The following is a 15,486-nucleotide window of genomic DNA, read 5'->3' as shown; positions in this document are numbered from 1 at the left end:
TAGACCCCGGGACACCCCCGGCTGAGATAGCGAAACCCTGCGGCCGCAGATTCCTCTACTCGCTATCTCGTTTTCCATTTTACAGGAAAGCTGAGGGTGTCTCAATGAAAAATACAAACGAGTGTTCTCATTCTGTTTCTAATGACCTGTTGCTACAGCATGAGGTCGAAGTCGTCCAAGGTATCTTGGAATCCAAGGAGCAGTATAGGAAAGTCGTGAAAGCCGCAATCGGTAAGTGGATCAAAGACTTCCAATCCGGGCACATCGAAATTAAAACGGTGGATGATCTGAAGAAGCTGATTGAACTTGATATTGAGCTACAAAAGTGTGAGCTCTGATAGATACGAGAATGAACAAAAGAGAGAGCCGAGTTGGCCTCTTCTTTTTTTGAAAAACAACCCCATGGAGTGGTGAGGTGGTGGTCATGTAGATGGCGCGAAACCCGGAAAAACAAAGATGCAAAGCACGAAGTAAGCAACGGGGCGAGCAATGCAAAAACTGGGCAAAGTCAGGATGGGATGTGTGCCGTTTCCACGGTGCTGGCGGCGGTGCTCCCCAACGCAATACCAACGCGGTCAAAACGGGCGAATACCAGTCCATCTGGATGGACGCTCTGACTCCAGAACAAGCCGAGGTGCTTGATAGGATCAGTCTTGATCCAGTTCAACAGGCGGAAGAAGAAATTCGCTTGTTTTCGTGGCGTGAGCGTGAAATGATGCTCCGCATTCGTGACTTGAAGGAAGGATTGACGGAAAAGCAGCGCCGGGTCCTTCAGGAGAGGGTCACCATAAAGGAACCAGTGCAGGTTCACGACGACAAGACAGGCCAAACAAAAACGGTCGTCTTATCAAGAAATGAACTGGCCACAACCGAAATTGAAGAAACTGAGTTTCGGGCGATCGAAGATATTCTTGCGCTGGAGGAAGCTCTGACCAGAGTCCAGGATAAAAAGCTGAAGGCTATCCAGCTCAAAGCGCAGTTGTTGAGCAATGGTGGTGGCCCTCAACAGGATATCGTGGTGCGGAGGTGGTCGCGTGACAAACCTAGCTCTCGAACTTGATCCTTTCGATGGATGGACCCCGCACGATAAACAGATTGAGGTTATGGAGTGCGACGCTCGAAATGTCGTCATGAACTGCGGCCGCCGGGGCGGGAAGACGAATGTTGGTGCGCGGAAATTCTTCGATAACATCCTGGCCGATATTGAGGCGGGGAAAGGGTTGCCATATAAGCCCCCTCTCAATTTGAAGAAGGTAAAGAAGCCAAAGCCACGGCTGGAATACTGGTGTGTAGCCCCCGACTACAACATGTCCGAGATTCAACAGGAAGAGCTTTCACAGGTCATCCCGGAAGATATGATCGATACCTGGAACGCGTCCGGAAATTTTGTCTGGTTGAAGGGGTACGTCCTGATCCGATTCAAGTCCGCCGAGAATCCCAAGAAACTCGTAGGTCGTGGCCTCAATGGTGTTTGGCTCGATGAGGCATCGAAGATGAAGCCAGAGACATGGTCTGGTTACCTTGCCTATGCTCTGGCAGATAAGGGTGGGTGGTCAATTTGGACAACAACGCCCGAGGGAATCAACTGGTTTGCAGAGGAGATAGTGCTGCGCGGCCAGTTCATTGATGCTGGCTTGGAAGAGGATCGCTATCAGAATGACCCCGACTGGCGAAACTTCTACTGGACGTCGAAGGACAATCCCATCCCTGAATTGCAAAAGAACATCCAGAGGATGATCGAGACGTACCCTGAACGATACGTGAAGCGTGAAATTTATGCGAAGTTCAACGTCTTCCACGGCCAGGTTTATGAGGAGTTTGACCGGAGCATCCACTGTGTCGATATCCAACCGATCGATCTGGCACGCCGTTTGTTTCGTGTGACCTTCCCACGTGGAGAGGAAAGGGAAGTGACTTTTAAGCGGTACATCGGTGGGATGGACCATGGCTGGAATGACCCGGCTGTGCTTCTTGTCGTTGGATGTACTGACGAAGACTACTTTCTCATTGAGGAAAGCTACTGCCACCAGACGAACGTTTTGGTGGTTGACGATAAAGGGAACTTGGAGGATTGCTTGGTAAGGCGGTACTTGGAATTGAATAAGAAGTACCCCATGGAGGTAATTTGGGCGGATCCATCCGAGCCCGGGGATATTTCTACTTACCGCCGCTATAAATTGCCGGTGAAGCCAGCCGAGAATGCGATCGGCCCAGGGATTCGTCGAGTCTCCAGTTTGTACAAGGTGAAAGAGTCTTCCGGACGCCCCAACCTCTACGTTGCACGGTCACTCGTTCATACGATCAAGGAGACTGGCAACTACAAGTACAAGGAGCAAAAAGGGGTAACTCTTGAAGAGCCAGTTGACAAGGACAACCACACTCAGGACGCAAAACGATACGCTTTGTACAACGATTGGCTTATGGTGCAGCTTAGCCAGAAGAGGGAAGAGAGACGACAAAAGGCGAGAGGAGGATGGATATAATGAGTGACTTGGCAGCCGAGAGTGCAGGAAGCCGTGCACAATGGATACCCATTGGCAAAGCGGAAGAGGCACCAGCGAGTCAGCAGTTGCCCGCGGACAAGTTCAAAGGCGACTACGAGCAGCACGGCCTAATCGTACCGGAGGTCACCCCGGCAGCACTTTTTGCTGTTGTAAAGCAAAGCAGCATTATTCCCCAGTGCATCGAGGCGTACAAGACCAACGTAACCGGGTACGGCTGTGCTCTTGAATATATGCCGAACGAGAGCGATAAAACTGCTAAGGCTGAATGGGATATCGCGGAGCGGTTCCTTCAAACGGCTAACCTTGAAAAATCAATTGAGCAGTTGCTTGCCGAGCTGGTCGATGACTTGGAATCCTGTGGCGACGCCTATATAGAGGTTGCCCGCGGCGGCGGCCTGCCGGCACTTTACCGAATACCACCACAAAATATGCGGTGTACTGCGGAGCAGACGAAGGTAACCATGAAGTACAAGCGGCTGGTTCAAGGGAAAGTCGAAGAGTTCACTCAGGAGAAGTGGGTCCGACGTTATGCTCAAAAGCGCGGGAACAACATCGTTTGGTTCCGCGAGTTCGGCTCACCAGGGACTGAGAACGAAGTCATTCACCTGAAACTTGGGAACGGAGTATACGGCGAGCCTCGTTGGGCTGGAAACACTCCTGGTATCCTCGGCAGCCGTCGGGCAGAAGAATTGAATCTGAATTACTTTGAAGATGGCCGTATGCTTTCCATGTTGCTGTCGGTTATTAACGGTCAACTCACACCTCAATCAATTGAAGCAATACGAAATGCCAGAGGACAAAAATCTCAAGGCGGTATTCTGTATTTGGAAGTTGAGGGGTTTGAGAAGGGACTCACCGGCGACGAGAAGGAGAAAACCGAAGTAAAGCTGGACAAGCTCAACGACCTTCTTCAGCAAGATGCGCTGTTCAGTGAATACAACAAGGACAAACGTATAGAGATACGCTCTGCTTTCCGGCTGCCGCCGATCCTTACAGGGGAATCTGAAGATTACAACCGCGCAACGAGTGATAACGCGCGGCGAATCGCAGAGGAGCAGGTATTCATTCCTTACCGGGTCTGGCTCATGAATGAAATTTTCAACAAAAGGCTGTTTCCTTCCATCGGTGTCTACCGGGTAAAAGCTGTGCTTCGCGGGCCGAAGATTTCCGACCCAGATGAGCGAAAGGCGATGTTGGATTACCTGGCCGACAGGGGCATCTTGGTTGTTCGTGACCTGATCCCGATTGCAGAAGAAGTACTGGGAACAGTCCTTGACGAGGCTCGTTTCCCAGCTGGCTATCTGGATACGCCGATTGCTCAATTGACATCATCATTCACACCGTTTGCAACAGAAGAAGATCCGGAAGAACAACTGGCCACAATCGCAAAGCGCCTGCTCCGCGAAACGAGGGAGAAGCATCATGTGTGATCAATGCTTGCATCTTATCGCAAAGGCTGATGACGATGAGTTTTTGGACAGCCTGGACCTGAATCACGCCGAGCGAGCACTGCTGGAGAAGCTGTACAAGGACGGAGAGGAATCGATTGCTGATCTGCTGGAGTTGCAGGGAAAGGCACTCGACGAATCCATTCAGGAGTTAAGTGACGAACTGGTCGTCCACGCCGATGAGCTCTGGAAAGTGATTATGCAGGTTCAGTCAGGCGACTTTTTTCAGGAGAAGTTTGAGGAGGCTGTTTACAACGCCTTCATGCCGCTCTTTCAGCTTGCAGGAGAATCAGAAGCAGCCGGGATTAATACGGATGCCAAATGGGAGCAGGAAAACAAAGCTGCGGCCAAGTTTGCCAAAAGACTGAAAAAACTGGTTCCGGCCATGAATGGGACAACAGCCGATCACATGATCCGTTCTTTCAAGCGTGCTATCGAGACAGGAAAGACTCCTGCTGAGCGGGCTGTATTGGTTAAAGAGGTAAGCAAGCAGGCAGCCAGCGGGGAAGAAGGGCCGTTCAGCATGACGAGAGCCGTAACCGTCTCACGCACACTTTCTACGGCTGCGGCTAATGGCGGTAAGCTGGAAGGTTGGAAACAGTCCGGTCTCGTCAAGAAAAAGCGCTGGCGCTCCGCGAACAACAAGCGGACAAGAAAAGATCATCGAGAGGCAAACGGTCAGACTGTCGATATTGACAAGCCTTTTAAAGTGGGAGGTGAAAAGCTGATGTATCCAGGGGACCCGGCAGGAAGCGCGAAACAAATTGTGAAATGTCGCTGCACAATGCAGGCAGTTTTTTGATAGAAAGGGGGTGAAAAAAATGCCAAAGTATGCTTTGAAAGACGCAAAGATAACACACATCTCATTGGTTGATAAGGGGGCAAACGGACGGCCATTTGCGATTATCAAGGAAGAGGGCAAAGAGCCGGTGCAGAAGAGTATCACGATAGCCAAAGCTGACAAAGCGAAGCAGATCGTGTACGGTGTGGTTTATGAGCCGGAAGTCGTGGACGCACATGGCGACTTTATGACGGCCGAGGAAATCGAGAAAGCAGCCCACGCCTTCATGGAAAGCCAGCATACTCACAATATCGACAAGCAGCACGACCTTGATGCTGACAAGGGTTATGTTGTGGAGTCGTATATTGCTCCCATTAACATGGAACTTGGCGATCAGGAGATCAAAAAGGGGTCTTGGGTGGCTGGGGTGAAGGTAACGGATTCAGATACTTGGCAACAAATTGAAAAAGGCGAAATCACGGGTTTCTCCATGTGGGGAATCGGTAAGCGCGAGAAAGTGGAGGAAGCTCCTTCTGGTACCGAAGAGGAAACGGTAGAGAAGGGGCTTTTGCATGCAATCAAAAAGGCGTTGCAGGAAATGTTGCCGGGAATGAAACCCTCCCCGATTGCTAAAGCGGTGCAATCGTTTAAAAGTCGGATCGCGGCTAGGGATATCCAAGACAAGTGGTACGATTCGCAATGGGCCTTTACAGATACCATGCGTGAGATTTTAAACGATCCTGAAATCACAGATAAAGCTGAGGCCATCGGGAAGACCATTGACGAGTATAAGATAGTGGCTGTTGCCCTAGCAGCTCAGTGGCCGACTGACAGTGAGATTGTAAAGTCAGATGACTTCCCAGAGCGCTTGGAAGCTGTGAAAAAAGCTGGCAAGGTACTGTCTTCTGCCAATTTACAAGCAGTCGAGGAAGCAATTGCCGCACTCTCAACCCTACGTGAAAAAGCCCAACCAAAAGGAGAGGAAGAAGAAGTGAAACAAGAAGACATCGAAAAAGCGGTGACGGCGGCATTGGCCCCGATCACCAAGCAACTGCAGGATCTGCAAACCGAGGTTTCTGAGTTGAAGAAAGAGGAGGGAGGAGAGACGACTGCTACGGCCAATCTCGTGGATGACGCGCTCACGCAAGCCATTCAAAAGGCTCTGGAACCAATCACAAAACAGGTAGAGACTCTGTCTGCTGACCTGCAGCTTGTAAAAAATAGCCGCGGTGCAAGCGGCCAACCGCCAGCAGCTGGAGAGACGGTTGAAAAGAGTGAGGTACCCAGCTACATCCGACTCATGAATGGAGGTCAATAAGATGCCAACAAACAACCAACTGATTTCGAAAGAGCAGCAGCTCGCGACAATTCGCAAGTCGATCGATCTGCCCATGCCGAAAAAAGAAGCGGAAGCTTTCCTTGTGGACACCTTGAAAAAGGCGACCACGCTACCAAAACTGAATACCAAATTCACGGACACGCCTGCAGGTAAGCTGCAAAGATTGAAAGTGAAGTCCCGCCAGATTCGGGAGCATACCGGAACTGAGGAACCAACGGGTACTGGTAGCATCTCCACTCCAGAAGTACCGTACGCCGTGAAAAAGGTATTCTGGGATGAATGGTTGAAAGACGATGACGTATGGTACAACGACACTGCCCGCGGGGATGATGTCGAAACAAAGACGATCGATCTGGTACAAGGACAGTTCGGCGTTGACATGCAAGACCTACTCTTCAATGGTGATACAACGGCAAAATCGGCAGACGGGACTACCCCTGATCCGTTTTTGTCTGTTTTGGATGGCTTCGTGAAGAAGATGAAAGCGTCCACCCTGAAAACGGACCTGGGCACGAACGAACCAACGATTGATGATTTCGTCAACCACGTCCTCTTGTTGGATGAAAAGTATCTGAACATGACCGACCTGACATGGATCATGCCGCGCCGGACGTATCAAAAGCTGGTAGCGCTCATTCAAAAACGCCAAACCGCACTCGGTGACGTCACGCTGGTAAACGGCAAATTGACAGAGATAGCTGGCTACCCAATCGAAGTAGTGCAATCATTGCAAACTGGGTTCGTTGCCTTGACGCCATTGAGCAACCTAGTGCCGGTATTCACCCGGGACCTTCGCTATAAACGTACAGCAGACGGAGCCACGGCAGCCATTAAAGATGCGACTTATCATATTCTGTTCGGCTATGCTGATGCAGCGGTCTTGGAGCCGGAAGCAGTCGCTTGGATGACTGGATCAAAGCTGTAAGAGAGGGGTTATGAGCGGTGGCCAAAATAATCAAATACAAGCATGAAAAAGGCGCTTTGCATATCGGTGGCGGGCGCTTTTTCTATGCCGGTGAAACGTACGAGGTCCCTGAAGAAGAGGCAAAACAACTGACTACAGCTTATGACGACCTCGAAACCGTAGAGGAGAAGAAGGCCGGGCGGGGAGGCGGTAAACATGCTGACACCGGAGAAGGTAAAGCAGCAGAGTAGCACGAGGGCCGTTGAGGACATGACACCTGAGCGGCTTTCCTATCTCATCGACGAAGCTAAGGTCCGTATCGAATTGTTTACCACCCGACCTTTCGTAGACAACGACAGTCGCCTTGAGGTAGCTCATTTTCGTCTGGTTGAGGCCATGGCCCTGACAGACAATGACGAAACGCTGGGCGCGGAAGCCCGCGGAATCACAGCGGAGAGCGATCAGGGATATTCTTGGTCGATTGAAAGAGCTGCCGTCACCACGGGGAGCCCGCTGGTCGATTCTCTACTCCGGCAATGGATGTGTTTTACTGCGGAGCAAAGCCAAGGCGGCAACGTTACGGCGATGATACTATGAACCATCGAATGAATGATCTGATCGTTCTAAAACGAACGGAAACAGGGCGGGATGAGCGCAACAGGGTTACCTCGGTGGAATTGCCACCCCGTTCCATAATGGGCTGTATACGGGCCGTAGAGTCGTCTTGGCAACGTCCAGCAAACGCCGACCCAGTGGAATGGGAATACAAGGCGACTCTCGGGTTTCTTTTAGGCGAGGATGTTCGCAAGGATGATGTCCTGGAACTGTCCGGTCGTGGCGACTTTGTGGTGGTTGACGTGGTTCCCGGCCGTCGCTTTCTGGCTGTAGTGGCCCTACAGGAAAAGCGAGGTGCCGAATAGTGGACTTCCGAGAATTTCAAAAACGAATAGAGAAGCTGAATCGCAATGTCCCCCAAGCTCTTGAAAGAATTATGTACCAGCTTGGAGAAGAACTGCTGAATCACGTTGTTGACGAAATTCAACGTCAGGACCTGATCGATACTGGCGGGTTGTGGCAGTCTTTTACGCAGGGTGGCGAAGGGAACGTCTGGGAGTTTGATGCTGACAGAAACACACTTACCTTGGAAGTTGGCTCCAATCTGCCATACTCGGAATATCTGAACGATGGATATACGATCGATAAAAGCTATTTCGTGCCTGGCTACTGGAACGGAGTGGGCAAGTTCATCTATGATCCAGATGCAAAAGGCGGGTTTATGGTACGCCCGCGTTCGTTCATCGGGCGGAAGTATTTTGACATCGCTCTGAAAGACTTCCAGGGTGGCATGCAGGCACTACTGCAAAAACTGATACAAGCAGAACTAGAAAGGATGGTGAAGTGATGGAGAACCGTGAATTGTCTTGCATAATCGACCTGATCAATGAGGCGTATCCTGATCTGGCCATCCTGGACAGCTTGGACGTGTGGCTTTCAGCCAAATTCCAACCGCCGATCGCGTTCATTCAGACTCAGGAAGTAACGGAACGAGGCAACACTCTGACGTCGTACAAAATCATCTCCGACGCTGGGATCGTGTTGCATCATCGAAAGAAGAAGATCGGCGGACAAGAAGTATACGAGCCGATTTCCACCGAGCCTTTGCGTCAACTTTTTCGCAGGGAACGGTACAGCTACCGTGGCAAAACGGACGGCCTGTTTATTAACATTGACAATACAACTTTCCGGGTCCGGTCCGATAAGAAAGATCGAACGGAGATAACCTTCCGATTCGAGTACACCATACCCATCCCACGGCCGCAGGTGGAGAAAATCAACACATTTGAAATCGAGGAGGATTGGTCCTAGTGACTGTCCGAAAAGAGCGGAAGTCGGAGGCTCCCGAAGCAAAGCGAACAAAACAGAAGTGGATAGAGAGCGCAGCCAGTTTCAAAGCCGAAAGGTTCGAACTGGCAGGCGCTCTTTTTGATGTGAAAGACAATCAACTGGTAGCCGAGTCCGATGTAAAGCGCCGGCTTGCCAAATATAAAGTGGGTGAATAACGATGACGATTCAACGTGAGCGTCCAGGCGCAACCGTAGATTTGATCGCAAAAGCACAGGAGCGCGTACTGCCTAAGAGTGGCGTCGTCCTTGTTCCTTATCAAGCGGAGTGGGGAGCGCCGAACACTATGGTCAAGATGACCGGTTATGACGAGCGCATTGCGGAAACCTTCGGAGAAGTAGACACAATTGAGCTGGCAGCGGAGGGGGGCGCTACTATCATTGGCTACCGCATGACCAACGGGGCGGCTGCAAGAGCGTCTTATACGCAGCCCGACGCCATCAAAATTGAGGCGCTGTACCCGGGCCTACGCGGGAACGACATGAAAGTATCCATTGGAGCCTCCACGGCGGAGCCCGGGAAGAAGGAACTGCAGGTTAAGGGGCCGATCAAAACTGAGAAATTCTCCTTTGCAGGTACTGACGAGCTGGTGACAAAAACGGCTCAGTCGAGTTATGTCCGGGTAACAAAGCTCGGAACAACTGCGGTCGCTGACCAGGATGAAACTCAGTTGCAGGGCGGGGCCAGCGGGAATGCAACGTTGACCGCTGCCGACAGCACCGCGCTTTTCACGGCGGTATCCGGCGCTGACTTTGACTCCATGTACCTTCCGTTCGATGACCCTGCGATCCAAGCGGCGGCCAAGCAGTTTATGGGCGATCGCCGCACGAAAAACAAAAAGCTCAGCACGCTGGTCATCGGCGGAAACAGCAACGACGACGGAAACATGGAAAAGCACGTGGAGCGCTCCGTAGCACAAAACGCCCGGTATGTCGTCAACTGCGCGATTGCGGGCCAACACAACAACGGCAAGACGTATGGCAGTCTGCAATGGGCGGCGTGGGTGGCCGGAATGATCGCGGCGACGCCCGCGCATGAGTCGCTGACAGCCGTCGTGGTTCCATTGAAAAAAGCGCTGAAGGACTGGGGCTACACGGAAATCCTGAACGCGCTAAGTACCGGTACCCTGATCGCGACCCGGGACGGCGACGTGTACATCATCGAGAGTGCGGTCAATACGCTGTCGGTGCTCGGGTCGAATGACCGTGAGGATTACGGGAAAATCCGCGTAAGCATGACGCTGGATCAGATTGTGAACGACTTGATGAGCGTTGGGAAGAAGTACAAGGGCAAGCTGAGCAACAATGACTTGGGCGGCGCGGTTTTCGTAGGCGCGGGCCAGGCGTATATGCAGATCCGTGAACAGCAGGGGGCGATCGACACTGGGTGGACATTTACGGATCTCAAAAACGGCGTGGGTGATCGTAGGGGCTTCCTCCTGTCCGCCAAGCCGCTGGATGCCATCGAGTACTTCGACATTGATTGGGAGGTGCTGTAATTGGCTATCGCACGCGATATTAAGCTGAAAAACTGCCAAGTCTACGACGACAACGGCGACCCGATTTACGGCACCCTGGAGGGCAAGTTCATCCTCAAGGTGGAGTACGGGGATACCGTCCGGCTGCAAAAAGGGAAAATCCAAACCGTCAATGAATGGCACGTTGAAGTAACTTTGACCATCACGGCTACAAACGCAGCACTGAAATACTACTGCGTAAATCAGCTCACCAAAGGGAAAACGCCGGTACTGCCTTTCCTAATTGGGGAAACGCTCGACAAAGAGGGCGGCAATACCGAGCGCGTCCGCATTTCCAACATCGTGCTCAATCCGGAAGAATTGACTCTTTGGGAAGCGAAGGCGGACGGTAACGACAACGCGACGTACGAAATCAAAGGCATGTCGAACGAGAAGCCTGATTACCTCGACGAACTGCCTGACTACACCGAATAGGGGGAGTTTTCATGAGTAAGTTGGAGAAGTATTTGGCCAAGGCTCAGGAGCCGGTACAGCGCCGTACTGGCTCCGTTACAATCGATGGTGATGAGTGGCATGTCCGTGAGCTTACGCTTCCGGAAAATCGCGAATGCTTTAGACTGGCTGAAGATGCAAACGGTCGTTTTGACTCTTTCCGGTACAACGATGTTCGGATCGTAAAGGCGACGGAACACGAATTCCCATGGAATAACAAAGAACTGTTGACTGCCTACAGGGCAAAGGACAAATTTGACTTGGTAGTCAAACTGTTTGAACGGAATCCAGCGGGATACCAGGCGCTGCTTGAAAAGGTCAATGAGGTAAACGCCAAGATTAAGTCTGAACAAGAGGTCGTGGAAGACCTAAAAAACTCATCCGAACCGACGGAGAAGCAAGCCACCTCTGTCGGGCATTCCTCAACGGACGTGGAAGACCAGTCGATCTCGTAGAATACGAAGTTGATTTATATATGCAAAAGCTATTTATTATGGCATGCCAGGCAGTAGAGGCAGAAGAGATGGAGAAGGCAAGGCAGTAGCTTTCTCCATCATTAAATTTCCGTGAGAGGTGATAACGAATGTTCCTTACTGAACAACGAATTCGAGAAATCGTGCGAGAAGAGATTGCAAATCAGCGTGCAACCGACATCCACACAACCATTAAGGTGATGCAAGATCCAATTTTGTCTGAAAAGGTAAAGAAAAGCGTTATTCAGTCTCTGACCGAGTCGCTTGAAGCTGCTTGTGATACTCCATTACGGCATACGTAGCCAGTCGTGCTGCTAATTTTGTCATTGACACAGCAAATTCACTCTCTGGATTTTTGAGTGAGTTGATGTGTTTTTGTATGATCGCTTCTTCAATAGCTTGAAAATCGATCTCTTTCATTTGTCTCACCACCTTCCGTAGTTCCCATTCAACGGGAAAGGTGGATAATCCTGTCGGAGAAGGACGCTCCTTCTCCCTTCTCCCGAGCGGGTGACGGCTGGGGAAAAACACGAAAAGACGCTCTCGTTTAGGAGCGTCTTTTTAATACGGTGGATTTATTATTTTTGGATTATATATCATTTTAAAAACGAGCCTGAACTCGTTGTAGAAGAAATCTATTAGATGTGAATCTAGCTTTAGAAGGGTAAATCATCGTCATTTAATTCATCGATACGTTTTTCTCGTAGTTTGTGGCCACAATAAGCGCAAAATAATTGAATAGCTGAGTCAAGAGGGTTATTACATTCAGGACACTCATCGAGCAACTTTGATCCACACTGTATACAATATTTTGCGTGGTCTTTATGGAATTGGTAGTCACACCCGGGGCAGATTTTAATTGTTTTCAATACTTTATCGTTCCCAACCAATTCATTCAAATCGATCTCAAACAGTCGGGATAGATCGAGTAAAACGGGTGTTTCTGGTAAGCGATTACCAGTTTCGTATTGAGCTATGGATGCCTGAGATATTCCAATTTTATCTGCAAGAGCTGATTGGGTCAGGTTTGCCTTTTTCCTTAGTGTAACAAGCTTTTCTGCAAACTTTGCATATGGTTTTTCAGACATGAAGAAGCCTCCTTGAGCATATTGACAAATCAAGAAAATAGAAATATTATCTAATCAAGAAGTATTACCAAAGTAATAACACTGTAGTAATTGAAAATGGGTAATAATTCTGCTTAATTAAAGAAAGGTGGTGAGTTTATTATGCGATATTACGAACTCTTAAGTAAAGGATTAGCGAAAATTAGATTTGAAAAAGGTTGGAAGGATTGCGATGTAATTCAAAAACTTGGAGAACGCGGCATTAAGATTACTCCATCATACCTAAGTAAACTTAAAACAGGGAAAATGCCGCCGTCTCCAAATGATAAATTGAACCGAGAACTGGCTAACCTACTAAATATCGATGAATCCGAACTACTTGTGGCTGCTTACCAAGAAAAAGTACCATCAGAAATATTGCAAGAATTGGCTAGAAGGTACGCAGTAGCTAATTAAATTGCGGGAGGATGGAAGATGGGCACAGTTTTCAAAATTACGGGAACCACCAAGGTATGTGGAGTAATCGTACCCAAAATTTTTGGTGGATTTGGTGAAGGCAAGAAGGCAATGCTTGTTAAACATATTGCAGAAATTCATGAAAAGGAAACAAAGTTTGTTAATCAGGCCATAAACAATAATCGCAAGCGATTCACAGATGGTGTTGATATCCTCGATCTAAAGGGAAGTCAATTTGAGGTTGATTTGGTCAACCACGGAATCTTTAATCAAAATAGCTTAAATCGCGCAAACAACATTTATCTTTTGTCAGAGCGTGGTTATGCTAAATTACTCAAAATCTTTGATGATGAACTAGCATGGGATAAATACGAGGAAATTCTTGATGGCTATTTTCGAATGAGGGAGGAAATTGAGCAAGGCTTGAACATCCCCCGAGATCCTCAAAAATTTATTGCTTTGGCTTTAGTTGAAGCAAATAAGTTGCTTGAAGCAAAAGATATCCACATCGAAAAGTTGGAACAGAAGATCGAGCAGGATAAACCCAAACTAATTTTTGCAGAAGCTCTTGAAACGTCCGAAGATACAATTCTGATTGGTGATCTCGCAAAACTTTTAAAACAAAATGGGGTCAATATCGGACCGAATCGACTATTCGAACGTTTGCGTCAAGAAGGGTATCTAATGAAAACAAAGGGGGATCGCTGGAATACCCCGACTCAGCGTGCTATGGAGATGGGGCTGTTTGAAGTAAAAACGACCAGTATTACAGTTCCAGATGGTAGCGTTAAGGTCAGAAAGACAACAAAGGTTACAGGAAAGGGTCAAATTTACTTCATCAACAAATTCAAAGACGGGAATGTAGCGTAATAAGAAAAGTGAATTTGCGAGGAAAAAAGGTGGTGGGAAATGTGTTTTATACGAAGGTCAAAATCAGCGATGGCGTAGAAATTAAGGTTCAGTTTTATGAAAACTCACTTTTTACCCAGTGCACGAGTTGCAACAAAGAGTTGGTTGTTGATAATGAATTGCTTTTGAGTGTGTTGAATGAAGGGTGCTTCCACTCTACAAAAGTGATTTGCAGTACCTGCACAAAGTCTAATCGAGGAAGAGGGAATGGGAGCGAGCAAAACAAAAATAAAAAAGTCCATCTTCTTAGTTCTTGGCGGGACCAGAAGATGAACTCATAACAAACCCGGGCAACGCCCTTTACATAACAGTATAACACAGACAGCGCGGTTGTAAACGTGGTGTTGCCCCCAAAACTGGAGGTATAAGCATGAGGACAGATAAAGTTCGTGAAAAGTTTTGGAATAACTGGAACCACAAAACGCGTTGCTTTAATAACTTGATGGATAAATTGGATAGCCTACAACAAACCGATTTAGCAGAAGAGGTAAAGGATTTGAACAATGCCTGGAATGAACTTCTTTCTTCATATTTAGAAGTAGAGAGGGCAGGAATCACAATGTAGCAAGTAAATAAATGACAGAGCACACTCCGGCACGAGTGTGCTTTTGTCGTATCTTGTCGTTTGTTCCCGATTTGTTTGGACTGACGCGAAAAAGGAGGTGGGGTAGAATGTAGAACGAGGTGAATAAGAATGAATCGAAAAATTCTTCCGTTAATTTTTTTGCTACTTACAGCCTGTACGAATACTACCGAGACAATACAGCAAACACCAGCCGGCGTTGAAAAAGTTGAGGGGGTAACTCAAAGGCAAACGTTAGAGCAGGTGGACATAGAAAAGTTAAAAGGCAATATTAAAGGCTCGATTTTTATTAAGGATTTCTCAGTCTCTGATTCTTCAGTAAGGGTTCAATATGTAAAAGATTACAAGGAGTTCAAAATAATAGACCCCAATGGAAAAACAACCGAGGAAAATTACATAGGATACTGGAATTCAGGTGACCAAATCAATAAGGTTTTGATGGGAGAGCCTATCAGGATTCTTAAAGATTTACCAAGAGTAAACGATGTCGAGATGATCCTTCCGTTCCAATCCTCGGTGTACAAGGTGAAGTGGACCAAACGTGATGCTGAGAAATATTTCGATATTGATTTCGAAATGTTATCTAAAGACCAGACGGGTAACTTATTTGAAAAAGAATTTATCGACAAATATGTCTACGATAGGGTAGAGCGCGAAAAATTCGCTGCACTATATATTGTTAAGGAGCCAAAAGAAAAATTAGCACCTTTAAAGCTATCTGCTGATGAATATATTGAGGCATTCAACAAAGTATCAGGGAAATATCCAGAGGTATTCGGAAATGTAACCCCCAATATTATCACTGGACCGGAAACAAAAATTTTCTTTCTGAAAGTAACAGACTTAATCGGATTGATGGGGATTATAGATGGGCAAGAAAAATTAACAGAAATTCGGTTAGTCGGGATAACGAACGAGGATCAAACGTCGCTCAGTGAGGTTATAGTGGCTCAATTCTTTGCCATTTCAGCGCTAGACTCATCACTTTCTCAAGGCGATGTGGATCAACTGTTGATTGAACTTGGGATGAACGATGTTAAAAAATTACTGGAAGGCACTGATAAGACGGTGGAGAAAAATGGAGTAGCATATCACTTAGTCATAAATAGATCGGACGGAATTAAGTTAATAGCAAGGAAAGCGAATTAGCG

General features: G+C 48.2%; 22 protein-coding genes. 20 read left to right on the top strand and 2 right to left on the bottom strand.

Annotated elements, in window-relative coordinates:
- The first annotated feature begins 104 nt into the window (after nucleotides 1–104).
- The 16 genes from NDK47_RS17760 (at nucleotide 105) to NDK47_RS17685 (ending at nucleotide 11,302) form a co-directional block, all read left to right on the top strand.
- Nucleotides 105–338: a hypothetical protein gene (locus NDK47_RS17760; protein WP_251871080.1), complete on the top strand. Its 234-nt coding sequence runs from the start codon at nucleotides 105–107 to the stop codon at nucleotides 336–338.
- A 92-nt stretch (nucleotides 339–430) separates the two neighbouring features.
- Nucleotides 431–1,060 carry a hypothetical protein gene (locus tag NDK47_RS17755; protein WP_251871079.1) on the top strand — a complete coding sequence of 210 codons (630 nt, stop codon included), beginning with the start codon at nucleotides 431–433 and terminating at the stop codon, nucleotides 1,058–1,060.
- Nucleotides 1,035–2,483 carry a terminase large subunit domain-containing protein gene (locus NDK47_RS17750; protein ID WP_251871078.1) on the top strand — a complete coding sequence of 483 codons (1,449 nt, stop codon included), beginning with the start codon at nucleotides 1,035–1,037 and terminating at the stop codon, nucleotides 2,481–2,483. The genes NDK47_RS17755 and NDK47_RS17750 overlap by 26 nt, the downstream gene beginning before the upstream one ends.
- Nucleotides 2,483–3,934, top strand: coding sequence for a phage portal protein (locus NDK47_RS17745; RefSeq protein WP_251871077.1), 1,452 nt, complete (start codon nucleotides 2,483–2,485; stop codon nucleotides 3,932–3,934). Before NDK47_RS17750 ends, NDK47_RS17745 begins: the two co-directional genes overlap by 1 nt.
- Nucleotides 3,927–4,754, top strand: coding sequence for a phage minor head protein (locus NDK47_RS17740; protein WP_251871076.1), 828 nt, complete (start codon nucleotides 3,927–3,929; stop codon nucleotides 4,752–4,754). Before NDK47_RS17745 ends, NDK47_RS17740 begins: the two co-directional genes overlap by 8 nt.
- A gap of 19 nt (nucleotides 4,755–4,773) precedes the next feature.
- Entirely contained in the window at nucleotides 4,774–6,051 is a 1,278-nt protein-coding gene (locus tag NDK47_RS17735; RefSeq protein ID WP_122958921.1) for an XkdF-like putative serine protease domain-containing protein, read from the top strand.
- A gap of 1 nt (nucleotide 6,052) precedes the next feature.
- Nucleotides 6,053–6,997 (top strand): phage major capsid protein, encoded by a 945-nt coding sequence (locus NDK47_RS17730; protein WP_122958922.1) that lies wholly within the window; start codon nucleotides 6,053–6,055, stop codon nucleotides 6,995–6,997.
- 17 nt (nucleotides 6,998–7,014) lie between these two features.
- A complete protein-coding gene (locus NDK47_RS17725; RefSeq protein WP_251871075.1) occupies nucleotides 7,015–7,227 on the top strand; it encodes a hypothetical protein in 213 nt (70 codons plus the stop codon).
- Nucleotides 7,193–7,573, top strand: a complete 381-nt coding sequence (locus NDK47_RS17720; RefSeq protein WP_251871074.1) for a head-tail connector protein — start codon at nucleotides 7,193–7,195, stop codon at nucleotides 7,571–7,573. Before NDK47_RS17725 ends, NDK47_RS17720 begins: the two co-directional genes overlap by 35 nt.
- Complete coding sequence (locus tag NDK47_RS17715; protein ID WP_122958924.1) at nucleotides 7,570–7,896, top strand: hypothetical protein; 327 nt, start codon at nucleotides 7,570–7,572, stop codon at nucleotides 7,894–7,896. Before NDK47_RS17720 ends, NDK47_RS17715 begins: the two co-directional genes overlap by 4 nt.
- Entirely contained in the window at nucleotides 7,896–8,378 is a 483-nt protein-coding gene (locus tag NDK47_RS17710) for an HK97 gp10 family phage protein (RefSeq protein ID WP_251871072.1), read from the top strand. The genes NDK47_RS17715 and NDK47_RS17710 overlap by 1 nt, the downstream gene beginning before the upstream one ends.
- Entirely contained in the window at nucleotides 8,378–8,842 is a 465-nt protein-coding gene (locus NDK47_RS17705; RefSeq protein ID WP_251871071.1) for a hypothetical protein, read from the top strand. The genes NDK47_RS17710 and NDK47_RS17705 overlap by 1 nt, the downstream gene beginning before the upstream one ends.
- A complete protein-coding gene (locus tag NDK47_RS17700; protein WP_251871070.1) occupies nucleotides 8,842–9,036 on the top strand; it encodes a hypothetical protein in 195 nt (64 codons plus the stop codon). Before NDK47_RS17705 ends, NDK47_RS17700 begins: the two co-directional genes overlap by 1 nt.
- A gap of 2 nt (nucleotides 9,037–9,038) precedes the next feature.
- The gene (locus NDK47_RS17695; protein WP_251871069.1) at nucleotides 9,039–10,376 is read left to right on the top strand and encodes a phage tail sheath subtilisin-like domain-containing protein; all 1,338 of its coding nucleotides are present in this window, start codon (nucleotides 9,039–9,041) and stop codon (nucleotides 10,374–10,376) included.
- A complete protein-coding gene (locus NDK47_RS17690) occupies nucleotides 10,377–10,829 on the top strand; it encodes a hypothetical protein (protein ID WP_251871068.1) in 453 nt (150 codons plus the stop codon).
- An 11-nt stretch (nucleotides 10,830–10,840) separates the two neighbouring features.
- Entirely contained in the window at nucleotides 10,841–11,302 is a 462-nt protein-coding gene (locus NDK47_RS17685; protein WP_251871067.1) for a phage tail assembly chaperone, read from the top strand.
- Between the two features lie 258 nt (nucleotides 11,303–11,560).
- Here the strand turns inward: NDK47_RS17685 and NDK47_RS17680 are convergent, their stop codons facing one another.
- Nucleotides 11,561–11,740, bottom strand: a complete 180-nt coding sequence (locus NDK47_RS17680) for a hypothetical protein (protein WP_122958930.1) — start codon at nucleotides 11,738–11,740, stop codon at nucleotides 11,561–11,563.
- 236 nt (nucleotides 11,741–11,976) lie between these two features.
- On the bottom strand, nucleotides 11,977–12,408 hold the full coding sequence (locus tag NDK47_RS17675; protein ID WP_251871066.1) for a helix-turn-helix domain-containing protein: 432 nt from the start codon (nucleotides 12,406–12,408) through the stop codon (nucleotides 11,977–11,979).
- 141 nt (nucleotides 12,409–12,549) lie between these two features.
- Between NDK47_RS17675 and NDK47_RS17670 the strand changes: the two genes are divergently transcribed.
- The 4 genes from NDK47_RS17670 to NDK47_RS17655 all read left to right on the top strand — a co-directional run bounded on the left by NDK47_RS17670 (nucleotide 12,550) and on the right by NDK47_RS17655 (nucleotide 15,484).
- The gene (locus NDK47_RS17670) at nucleotides 12,550–12,843 is read left to right on the top strand and encodes a helix-turn-helix domain-containing protein (protein ID WP_251871065.1); all 294 of its coding nucleotides are present in this window, start codon (nucleotides 12,550–12,552) and stop codon (nucleotides 12,841–12,843) included.
- A gap of 18 nt (nucleotides 12,844–12,861) precedes the next feature.
- Complete coding sequence (locus NDK47_RS17665; RefSeq protein ID WP_251871064.1) at nucleotides 12,862–13,713, top strand: phage antirepressor KilAC domain-containing protein; 852 nt, start codon at nucleotides 12,862–12,864, stop codon at nucleotides 13,711–13,713.
- 409 nt (nucleotides 13,714–14,122) lie between these two features.
- Nucleotides 14,123–14,317 carry a pre-mRNA-splicing factor SPF27 family protein gene (locus tag NDK47_RS17660; RefSeq protein WP_251871062.1) on the top strand — a complete coding sequence of 65 codons (195 nt, stop codon included), beginning with the start codon at nucleotides 14,123–14,125 and terminating at the stop codon, nucleotides 14,315–14,317.
- 129 nt (nucleotides 14,318–14,446) lie between these two features.
- Nucleotides 14,447–15,484: a hypothetical protein gene (locus NDK47_RS17655; protein ID WP_251871061.1), complete on the top strand. Its 1,038-nt coding sequence runs from the start codon at nucleotides 14,447–14,449 to the stop codon at nucleotides 15,482–15,484.
- Nucleotides 15,485–15,486 lie beyond the last annotated feature (2 nt).

The organism is Brevibacillus ruminantium (genome assembly GCF_023746555.1).
GTDB classification, from domain to species: Bacteria; Bacillota; Bacilli; order Brevibacillales; family Brevibacillaceae; genus Brevibacillus; species Brevibacillus ruminantium.
This window is presented reverse-complemented; position numbering and strand designations above follow the sequence as displayed.